The sequence below is a fragment of the Nocardia africana NBRC 100379 genome (genome assembly GCF_001612635.1).
GTDB classification, from domain to species: Bacteria; Actinomycetota; Actinomycetes; order Mycobacteriales; family Mycobacteriaceae; genus Nocardia; species Nocardia africana.
Genome location: NZ_BDAV01000058.1, coordinates 1 through 2,954, shown reverse-complemented (window position 1 = coordinate 2,954; position 2,954 = coordinate 1). Strand labels below are relative to the sequence as shown.

At 66.1% G+C, this 2,954-nt stretch carries 4 protein-coding genes; all 4 read left to right on the top strand.

What is annotated here, in order from left to right; genetic code table 11:
- The coding region (locus NA3_RS37950; protein WP_167355099.1) for a DNA recombination protein RmuC at window positions 1-196 on the top strand (196 nt) is incomplete at its 5' end.
- Window positions 197-270: 74 nt separating this feature from the next.
- The gene (locus NA3_RS35095) at window positions 271-645 is read left to right on the top strand and encodes a hypothetical protein (RefSeq protein WP_128145488.1); all 375 of its coding nucleotides are present in this window, start codon (window positions 271-273) and stop codon (window positions 643-645) included.
- 179 nt (window positions 646-824) lie between these two features.
- Window positions 825-1,595 carry an endonuclease domain-containing protein gene (locus NA3_RS35090; RefSeq protein WP_218021957.1) on the top strand — a complete coding sequence of 257 codons (771 nt, stop codon included), beginning with the start codon at window positions 825-827 and terminating at the stop codon, window positions 1,593-1,595.
- Between the two features lie 670 nt (window positions 1,596-2,265).
- Window positions 2,266-2,910 carry a hypothetical protein gene (locus NA3_RS35085; protein ID WP_218021956.1) on the top strand — a complete coding sequence of 215 codons (645 nt, stop codon included), beginning with the start codon at window positions 2,266-2,268 and terminating at the stop codon, window positions 2,908-2,910.
- The last annotated feature ends 44 nt before the right edge of the window (window positions 2,911-2,954 follow it).

Below are 2,954 nucleotides of genomic sequence, written 5' to 3'. Positions count from 1 at the left end.
AAAGGCGGTCGACAACTTCAACAAAACGGTCGGCTCCTTCGAGGGCCGCGTGATTCCCGGCGCCCGGAAGATCGCCGAACTGCGTGGGGACGACCCCGCGTTGAAGGACCTGGCACCTGTCGAACGCAGCGTGCGTGCGCTGACGTTCCTAAGCACCGCCGGCCCCGCCCCCGACGGTGACACCGGCGTGGCATGATCTCACGACCGCACGGCAACCGCGCCGGGCAATCCAGTCGGACCGGTGCCGTGGGCTGGCTATCGTTGTCGGGCATGGCAACCGCAACGATTTCGATGGATGATGCGCTGTTGGCGCGGATCCAGGATGCAGGCGGGAAGAATCTGTCGGAGTGGATCGCCGCGGCCTGCCGATCCAAGCTGCTGATCGACGCCGCCCGCGCGGCCCGTGAATGGGAGCGAACCCACGCGGACGAAGCCGCCGCCGCCCGCACACAGGACGCGGTGCGCGTGCTCGAAAGCGAGGCCGAACGCGAAATCGTCGAACATGCCGAGCAGGCGGCCCACACTCGAGGTGGCGTGGGCACAGAACCGGGCATCGTCGACTATCTGGCCGCCTACGGCCACGTCCGGGCACAGCTCGAGCAGGCCGAGCAGCGATTGCGCGAACAGCTCGGCGGTGGGCACTGACCGGGTCACGCTCCCCGGTGCCGACACCCGAGCCGGTCGACGCCCCGATGAACAACCCGGACCTGCTCTGGAAAGACGTGTCCGCCGGTGATGAGCGAGTCCAACGCGACCGAGTTGCTGCGCCAGGCGGGCAAACAGAACGACCGCTTCGTGTCGGCGCCGTATGTCACCGTCATCTGATGCAGAACCGGATGCCCGAGGTACGCATGGAGGATGGCCGTGTGATCACCGCGCCGGGAGTGGCGCTGATGTGGCTGCCTGTCGACGGTGAGGTTGTCGCGAAGATCCCTCCGTGCAAAGGGAATCGGCGGTGGCTACACGAGTCGGTTCGTATCCGCTCCCCAGACCTGGAGGGCGACCGGTGGTACCTGCCCCGCAGCTGCCTGACCCGGCTGGTCATCGCAGCCGTCGACCGCTACGGCCATGTCGTGGTCGCTCGGGACATGGCGAAGCTGTCGCGCTGCACCCGGTCCTGTCTGGACGCGACGGGGATGGACTGCGATTGCGCGTGCATGGGACTGTCGCACGGATCGGCGACCACCGACAATTGGGTCTGTACCGTCGGTGACGTCGTCTTCTCCAACTGTGGCGAATTCACTCGCACCGCAGTGGTTTTCGGGCCGCAGGGTAGTGACCTCGACGCGGTCGTCTACTCCGGTGAACTCGCCGGGTATCCCTATCGCGCGGACCGCGCCGGACGCCACAGCGAGGACTGGCCGTTCGCCTCGGACTTCGTGTGCGCGGGCTGTATGAGCGTGCGGGCGAGCGTCTGGGATCACTGCCATACTCATGGCTACGTCCGTGCTCCGCTGTGTGGGCGGTGCAACACACGCCACTGGCGGGGGTGGCAGCCCGGGCAGGGGCGGGCGCCGGTGAGCCGCAATGTCGATTCCAGCTACTACCGGTGGTGCCCTGACTACGACGCCGAATGGAACTCCTGCACCGCGTAGGAGCTGTCGATCAGGCGTGCGCTGGTCTCATCCAGCGTGATCGGCGCAGATCAGCCCGTGTCCAGGGTGTTCGCGCCAGCCGTGACCGAGTAGACACCCGCGCGGGCGCGGGAATCCGGCCGAGTTCGATCAGCTCTGCGGCAATCCCGACGAGGATGGGCCGTTGTCACACAGACCGCAATCGCCGGGGCGATCTGCCCGCCAGGCTGACACGCCATACAGTGGCGGCGCTCGGCGATCTCGCCGACGCCGGGCGGAATCGGGTTCAAGCCAGCCGATGGTGAGGTCCTGTTGCGATTGCAGCTGAGCATGGGCCTCGGCCGGGGTGTTCCCGCAGGTCGGGCAGTGGCCGATCGACAGCTGAGCGCGGCGGGCGCCCATCCGTTCTCGGGCGATGTCACACGCGGTGGTGATCCTGACCAACAACCCACTATCTGAGCCGAACCTGCCGCCAACCGGGTTTGCGTCGAATCCACCGCATCAGTATATGCCTGGTTTGATCTGGTCCAATCTATCGTTTGCTACCCGACTTTGATTGATGGCATACTATGGATACCGCACTAGGCCGACACGAGGAGTGTTCTGCATGGCTGTCCGGTTCAAGCTCGGTTATTACTCGCCAATCTCAGACGATCCGCTGAATCGGGATTACGTCGGATACTTTCCGCGCATGACCGAAGAGGAGGCATGGACAGCAGGCCGGGGCGTGTGGAAGGCCAACAAGGACCGTCTGTCTCGGGAAAAGTTCGCCCTCATCATCGGTGATGGCCGGGTGTGCGCCGTCGCCGAGATCCACGGGGTGGCCGTGCATGAGGATCGGGTGGCTGCGGACGGCGAGGTGCTGGCCGAAGGTCACCCGGTTCGCGACGCTTGGATCGGCAAACCCGATCCGGTGGTCAACGCCTCGCAGAACCCGGTCGGCTACTGCGACCTCCCGGAAGAAGCCGAGTTCCGCGAACGGCCGTGCGGCTGCGGCTGCGGTGAGATCTCCACCCGCGACTTCCTGCCCGGCCACGATGTGCGCGCCTTCCAGGACCGTGTCCGCACCATGTTCGCCGGCTCCGCGCTCCAGTTCTTTCGCTGGGTCGACGCGACGGCCGCCGAACACGGGCTTCCGCTGCTGGAGGGCAACACTCGCACCGCGACAGCCGACGATCCCGGCGACGACGAGGCCGACGACATCAACGATGTGGTGCCCTTCGGCATCTTCGACGCCCACGCCGAGGCCGAGAAACGGCCGCTATCCGCACGACAGGTCCCAGTCGCGGTCGGCACCGAGCCGGTCGGCACCGACGCGGAGGGTGAAAAACAATGAGCAGCAACAGAATCGGCCAGCGAGTCGTCCACACCGAATACACC